This is a genomic window from Mycobacterium sp., assembly GCF_036488105.1.
Lineage (GTDB): Bacteria > Actinomycetota > Actinomycetes > Mycobacteriales > Mycobacteriaceae > Mycobacterium.
Window position 1 is genome coordinate 1 of the sequence record NZ_DASXHW010000451.1, and the last position, 6,718, is coordinate 6,718.

The 6,718-nt window shown below is 66.3% G+C and carries 6 protein-coding genes and 1 pseudogene; 2 read left to right on the forward strand and 5 right to left on the reverse strand.

The features are described 5' to 3' along the window. Positions 1–308: pseudogene (locus tag VGH54_RS23740) on the forward strand (cytochrome b); the annotation flags it as partial. A 53-nt stretch (positions 309–361) separates the two neighbouring features. Here the strand turns inward: VGH54_RS23740 and VGH54_RS23745 are convergent. The 4 genes from VGH54_RS23745 to VGH54_RS23760 form a co-directional block, all read right to left on the reverse strand. Then, on the reverse strand, positions 362–979 hold the full coding sequence (locus VGH54_RS23745) for a DUF2561 family protein (RefSeq protein WP_331514567.1): 618 nt from the start codon (positions 977–979) through the stop codon (positions 362–364). After that, positions 979–1,857 (reverse strand): MmpS family transport accessory protein, encoded by an 879-nt coding sequence (locus VGH54_RS23750; protein ID WP_331514568.1) that lies wholly within the window; start codon positions 1,855–1,857, stop codon positions 979–981. The genes VGH54_RS23745 and VGH54_RS23750 overlap by 1 nt, the downstream gene beginning before the upstream one ends. A 183-nt stretch (positions 1,858–2,040) precedes the next feature. Continuing rightward, positions 2,041–2,460, reverse strand: a complete 420-nt coding sequence (locus VGH54_RS23755; RefSeq protein ID WP_331514569.1) for a cytochrome c oxidase subunit 4 — start codon at positions 2,458–2,460, stop codon at positions 2,041–2,043. A gap of 8 nt (positions 2,461–2,468) precedes the next feature. Further along, on the reverse strand, positions 2,469–3,545 hold the full coding sequence (locus tag VGH54_RS23760; RefSeq protein WP_414688781.1) for a cytochrome c oxidase subunit II: 1,077 nt from the start codon (positions 3,543–3,545) through the stop codon (positions 2,469–2,471). A gap of 195 nt (positions 3,546–3,740) precedes the next feature. On the opposite strand from VGH54_RS23760, the gene asnB reads away from it, so the two are divergent. Continuing rightward, positions 3,741–5,690: an asparagine synthase (glutamine-hydrolyzing) gene (asnB, locus tag VGH54_RS23765; protein ID WP_331514570.1), complete on the forward strand. Its 1,950-nt coding sequence runs from the start codon at positions 3,741–3,743 to the stop codon at positions 5,688–5,690. Positions 5,691–5,699: 9 nt separating this feature from the next. Here asnB and VGH54_RS23770 read toward each other — a convergent pair whose 3' ends face one another. After that, a complete protein-coding gene (locus tag VGH54_RS23770) occupies positions 5,700–6,677 on the reverse strand; it encodes a carbohydrate kinase family protein (protein ID WP_331514571.1) in 978 nt (325 codons plus the stop codon). Positions 6,678–6,718 lie beyond the last annotated feature (41 nt).

Consider the following 6,718-nt stretch of genomic DNA (forward strand, 5'->3'; position numbering starts at 1 on the left):
TCGAAACCGGCATCATCAAACGCCTGCCGCACGGCGCCTACATCGAACTGCACCAGCCGTTAGGACCGGTCGACGACCACGGCCACCCGATCCCGCTGGAGTACCAAGGCGCTCCGGTCCCGGTGAAGATGAACAAGCTCGGCTCCGGCGGCTCCCCCGGCTCCGGCAGCTTCCTGTTCGCCGACCCGGTCTCCGAGGATGCGGCGTTGTCCGAAGCCCACCACGCCTCCGAGCAACGCGCGCTCACCGCATTGCGGGAGCACCAGGACGGCAGCAACGGCAACGGCTCAACGAACGGCCACCACTAGCCGCCATTGGGGGCTAGATCCGTTGAGCGCCAAGCGGTCTGGGCGACGAGCGGTCAGCCGGCGAGCATGCCGCGAAGCTGGCGCACCTGCCGCCAGGGAATCAGCGGCATCACCAGCGTGATGGCCCCGGCAATTCCGTAGCCGGTCCACGCATAGGCATCGTGGCCGATCGCCATCGCATAAGTCGCCGATGCGACCGCGAGCAGCGCCGCGCCCATGGCGCCCATCAATGCCGCGGTGCCGCGCAGCCAGAAGCGGTCCACCTCAGTGTCGGCCAACGCCGGTCGTTGGGTCGTCAACCGCTCGGTGGCACTGTGCCCCGCCAATGACCCGGACCTGATCGACCGGGCGCTCACGGTGCGCGCCGGCGACCCGGCCGATGGCGCGGCCGGTCCGTCCCGGGTGATGCGCCGGGCACGCAGCAGCATGGGGATCGCCGCCAGAATGATCAGCGCCGAGATGATGATGATCGCGTACAGCACCGACGAGGTGTGCGGGTTCCCCGTCGCAGCGTGGAAACCCCGGCCCAGATCCATCAGCGCAACGAGTGCCGCGACGCTCACCCCGACCAGAACCAGCCAAATGACGGCGCATGACCCGATCACGATGCGGTCAGCGGTGGCCGGCGTGACCTTTCCGCGCGCGCCCCAGGCTTGCGAGTTTCGATCCATCAGCAGTTGACTTGCGGTTGATTATTCTCGTTGGCCGACAACACCGTTCCGTCGCTAGCAGTGACCTTGCAGTTGAGCTTGCTCAGGCGCAGCAAGCTGGACGCCTCGATCGAACCGACGTCGGACGCCGAGATCGGTGTGAGCGTGATCGTCCACGGGATGTAGACGTTGGACAGCGTCCGCCGCATACCCGAGGCGTCGGTGTAGGTGATCGTGATCTGGTCGAATGGCGCCTTGGTGCCGGTCACCGAATACGTGTACTGCTTGGGCCCGGCGGGCGCCGGCGGTGGCGCTGGTGCGGGCGGTGCAGGTGGCGGGGCCGGAGCCGGTGCGGGGGCCGGTGGCGGGGCCGGAGCCGGTGCGGGGGCCGGTGGCGGCACCTCGCTGGGCGGCGGCGGCGGTGGTGGCGGCACCGAGCTGGACGGCGGCGGCGCATGCGTCGTCGTAGTGACGATGATCTCGTCCTGCATCGGCGGCGTGGACGTGGGCGCGGTGCTCGGCGTTGCCACCTTGGTCGTGTCGGTGCGGGCGAACAGCAGCGACACCGAGACTACGAGGGCAATTGCCGCGACGATCGCGGCGATTCCGACAATCCACGGCCAGCGGGCCGTGCGGGCTTCCGCCTCGTGCGGACCCACGTCGTCGTAGTTGTCGTAGTCGTAGAGATCAAGGTTCGCGGGTACGTAAGGTCCGCTGCTGATGTGTTCGGACTCCGGAGCCGAGTAGGCCCGTGAGTACACATCGGTCCGGCCTTCAGCGTCGGACTCCCCGGCGCCGAAATCGCTCCCTCCACCGTCGACTTCGCTGCCGCTTCGGCTGGGCTCGACGCCGGGTTCCAGTTCTTCGGACTCTGGTCCTGGTGGATTCGGCCCGCTCATGATCGTCTGTCCTGTTCGACTACTTCATCGGGGTACGCGGCACCGCGGTTGAGTTGTTGAGCGCGCGCCCCGATGTTCCTCATTGTGCCTCGGCAAACCCTACCCAACCGGATCTCGTATGACATTCTGGGCGACCCGGTCACGGATCAACTGACGCCCTGATTGTGACCTTGCCGGCGCCGGCTAGTGCTTCTCGGGCCCCACGTAGTACTCGAAGACCAACCCGGCCGCCGAACTCAGGATGAACACAACTCCGGCGACGATCAACCACGGTAGCCACAGTGCGATGCCGACGGCCGCCACCGAACCCGACAGCGCTACCAGAATCGGCCACCAGCTGTGCGGGCTGAAGAAACCCAGTTCTCCTGCGCCGTCACTGATCTCAGCGCCCTCGTAGTCCTCGGGCCGGGTGTCGAGCCGACGGGCCACGAAACGGAAGAACGTCGCCACGATCAAGGCCATACCGCTGGTCAGCGCCAGTGCGGTGGTGCCGGCCCACTCGATGCCGCCGGTGGCGAACAAGCTGGTCAGAATGCCGTAAAGGATCGTGCAGAAGACGAAGAACGCCGCGATGAACTCGAACAGCCTGGCTTCGATGTGCATGGGTTTCCCTACTTACTCGCTTGGGGCGCCAGCTCGCCGCGGCGGGTGTCGAACGGGTGAGTGGTGACCGCGAGCGGAGACTGCGCGATGCCCTGCAACGCTTGGGCGTTCGTCTTTCCCGCGGTCCGTTGCAGCAGGTAGGCCTTGAAGTCGTTGGGCTGAACCACCCGGACCTCGAAGTTCATCATCGAGTGGTAGGTCCCGCACATCTCCGCGCAGCGACCCACGAACGCCCCGGTTCGGTTGATCTGCTCGACCTGGAAGACGTTGACCGAGTGGTTGGCCGCGGGATCGGGCATCACGTCACGCTTGAACAGGAACTCCGGCACCCAGAAACCGTGGATCACATCCGCCGACGCGAGCTGGAACTCGATTCGCTTGCCGGCCGGCAACACCAGCACCGGGATCTCGGTGCTGGTGCCTAAGGTCTCGACCTTGTCGAAGTTGAGGTAAGTGCGGTCCTCGGTGTTCAGCCCGCGGACCGGGCCGACACGTTCTTCACCGCGGGAGTCTTTGCCCTCGGGCTTGGAGACCATCGCCGCTTTGCGGGCCGGGTCGGCTCCGTCGTACTTGAGCGTGCCGTCCTTGAAATCGACCTTCTGGTAGCCGAACTTCCAGTTCCACTGGAACGAGGTGACGTCGACTACGACCTCGGGATCCGACGCCAGGTGCAGCATCTTCTCCTGCACCACCACGGTGAAATAGAAAAGCACCGAGATGATCAGGAACGGTGTCACGGTGAGCACCAGTTCCAACGGCATGTTGTAGCCGAACTGGCGGGGCAGTTCGGTGTCGGTGACCTTATGGCGGTGGAACGCAATCGCCCAGAACATCAAGCCCCACACGAGCACACCGACCACCAGCGACGCGATCACCGCGCCGATCCACAGCTGCCGGTTCCAGTCGCCCTCGGTGGTGATACCCCGGGGCCAGCCGAGCGCGAACGCGTCCGACCAACTGCATCCGCTCAGGCTCACCGCCAGCAAGCCCAGCATGCCGGCCAGCACCGGCAGCCGGAGCCGGCGAAGCCCTGCCGAGCGGCTCTTCAACAAGCTCTGCGAACAGCCTGGCCCGCGAGATGTCACGGTCGCGCCTCCCTGATTCACAAGCTGGGCCGACAACGCGCATTCCCCGGTCAAGGGGACTGTCGGCTGACTCGCACGTCGAATACTACGCAGCGTAGACCACGCACGCAGCGCAGCCGTGCGGACCCCGCCGGCCGTTGCAACCGCGTCGTGCGGCATCCAGCGGCGGCCCACTTTGCGGCATACTGAGCGGCGATGTGTGGACTGCTGGCCTTCGTGGCTGCCGTGGCCGGCGCCGAGCCGTCGAGCGGCGGGCAGGCCACGGCCGAGGCCATCGCGCAGGCGTCACACCTGATGCGCCACCGTGGACCTGACGAACCGGGCACCTGGGCCGATGCGGCCGGGACCGTCGTGTTCGGTTTCAACCGGCTGTCCATCATCGACATCGCTCATTCGCATCAGCCGCTGCGCTGGGGTCCGCCGGAGAGCCCCGGCCGCTACGAGTTGGTGTTCAACGGCGAGATCTACAACTACCTGGAGTTGCGAGCCGAGCTCGCCGAGCGCCACGGCGCGGTTTTCGCCACCGACGGCGACGGGGAGGCCATCGTCGCCGCCTACCACTATTGGGGCGCCGACGCCCTCACCCGACTACGCGGCATGTTCGCCTTCGCGCTATGGGACACCGTGACCGGCGAATTGTTCTGTGCCCGGGATCCTTTCGGCATCAAGCCACTGTTCATGGCCACCGGGACCGGTGGCACCGCAGTAGCCAGCGAGAAGAAGTGCCTGCTGGAACTGGCCGATCTGGTGGGATTCGACACCTCGATCGACGATCGTGCCGTTCAGCACTACACAGTGCTGCAGTACGTGCCCGAACCCGAGACGCTGCATCGGGGCGTGCGCCGGCTGGAATCGGGCTGCTTTGCGCGTATCAGTCCCGGTCAGGCGCCGCAGACCACCCGCTATTTCGTGCCGCGCTTCGAGGTGACGCCGATCTCGCGTGGTAGCGAGCAGGCCCGCTACGACGAGATCACCGCGGTCCTGGAGGACTCGGTGGCCAAGCACATGCGCGCCGACGTCACGGTGGGTGCGTTTCTGTCCGGCGGCATCGACTCGACCGCGATCGCGGCGCTGGCCATTCGGCACAACCCGCGGCTGATCACGTTCACCACCGGCTTCGAACGTGAGGGCTTCTCGGAGGTCGACGTCGCGGTGGCATCGGCCGAGGCGATCGGCGCGCGCCACATCGCCAAGGTGGTGGCTCCCGACGAATTCGTCGCCGCGTTGCCCGAGATCGTCTGGTACCTCGACGAACCGGTGGCCGACCCCGCGTTGGTGCCGCTGTTCTTCGTGGCCCGTGAAGCACGCAAGCACGTCAAGGTGGTGCTGTCCGGCGAGGGCGCCGACGAGCTGTTCGGCGGCTACACCATCTATCGGGAACCGTTGTCGCTCAAGCCTTTTGACTACCTGCCGCGACCGCTTCGGCGCTCGATGGGAACATTGTCCAAGCCCCTGCCGGACGGCATGCGGGGCAAAAGTCTGCTGCACCGCGGATCGCTGACCCTCGAGCAGCGTTATTACGGCAATGCCCGCAGCTTCTCCGACGCGCAACTGCGCGACGTGCTGGCCGCATTCCGGCCGGAGTGGACCCACACCGACATCACCGCGCCGATCTACGCAGAGTCCGCCGACTGGGACCCGGTGGCCCGGATGCAGCACGTCGACCTGTTCACCTGGTTGCGCGGCGACATACTGGTCAAGGCCGACAAGATGACGATGGCCAACTCGCTGGAACTACGGGTCCCGTTCCTGGATCCCGAGGTGTTCGCGGTCGCCTCCCGGTTGCCGGTGGACGCCAAGATCACCCGCACCACCACCAAGTACGCGCTGCGCCGCGCGCTGGAACCGATCGTCCCGCCGCATGTGCTCAACCGGCCGAAACTGGGCTTCCCGGTACCGATTCGGCATTGGCTGCGGGCCGGCCCGCTGCTGGAGTGGGCGCATGAAATGGTGAACGCGTCGGCCACCGACGACCTGATCAACGCGTCGGCTGTTCGCCAAATGCTAGACGAACACCGTTGCGGCACAGCCGATCACAGCCGCAGGCTGTGGACGGTACTGATTTTCATGCTGTGGCACGCGATCTTTGTCGAGCACAGCGTGGTGCCACAGATCAGCGAGCCGCAATATCCCGTGCAGCTCTAAACAGCGGACCTAGGTGAGCACGGTGGCGATTTCGGCGGCAGCGTCGTCGCCATAGGCGCCGGCCAGCCGGGTCTTGGCGGCCGCGGCGTCCCACGTCCACTCCTGGGTACCGGTCGACTCGAGCACCAGCACCGCAACCAGGGAGCCCAGTTGCGCCGAGCGCTCCAGGCTGAGCCCGCCGCTGCGTCCGGTCAGGAAGCCGGCGCGGAACGCGTCACCGACACCGGTGGGGTCGGTGAGGCTGGTCTCGGGCACCACACCGACGTGGACGGTGGTTCCGTCGCGGTCAACGATGTCGACGCCCTTGGCTCCCAGCGTGGTAACCCGCAGGCCGACCTTGCCCATCACGTCGGCCTCGGACCAGCCGGTCTTCGACTGCAGCAACTCCCACTCATAGTCGTTGGTGAACAGGTACTCCGCGCCGTCGACGAGCTTGTCGATCTCCTCGCCGGACAACCGAGGCAGCTGCTGCGACGGGTCGGCGGCGAACGGCAGGCCGAGCTTGCGGCACTCCTCGGTGTGCACCACCATCGCGTCGGGATCGTTGGCCCCGATGATCACCAGATCCGGCTTGCCCTTGGCGGAGACGAGGTCAGAGAGCTTGATGTTGCGGGCCTCGGACATCGCCCCCGGGTAGAACGACGCGATCTGCGCCATGTCCTCGTCGGTGGTGCAGACGAACCGCGCGGTATGGGCAGACTTCGAGATCAGCACGTGGTCGGTGTTGACGCCGTGCGACTGCAGCCACTTGCCGTAGTCGCCGACGAAATCGTCACCGGCCGCCCCGACCAGCGCCACGTCGCCACCGAGCACGCCGATGGCGAAGGCGATGTTGCCCGCGACGCCGCCGCGGTGGATCACCAGGTCGTCGACCAGGAAGCTCAGCGACACCTTCTGCAGGTGCTCGGCCAGCAGGTGCTCGGAGAATCGGCCCGGGAACCGCATCAAATTGTCAGTGGCAATAGAACCGGTTACCGCGATCGTCACGAAACTCCACCCCTTCAAGTCCTAAGTTCGGCTATCGAAGC

What these genes read in the sequence shown, in the direction of transcription:
- VGH54_RS23745 (WP_331514567.1), bottom strand. Translation starts at nt 979, where the DNA reads ATGGATCGAAACTCGCAAGCCTGGGGCGCGCGCGGAAAGGTCACGCCG.
- VGH54_RS23750 (WP_331514568.1), bottom strand. Translation starts at nt 1,857, where the DNA reads ATGAGCGGGCCGAATCCACCAGGACCAGAGTCCGAAGAACTGGAACCC.
- VGH54_RS23755 (WP_331514569.1), bottom strand. Translation starts at nt 2,460, where the DNA reads ATGCACATCGAAGCCAGGCTGTTCGAGTTCATCGCGGCGTTCTTCGTC.
- asnB (WP_331514570.1), top strand. Translation starts at nt 3,741, where the DNA reads ATGTGTGGACTGCTGGCCTTCGTGGCTGCCGTGGCCGGCGCCGAGCCG.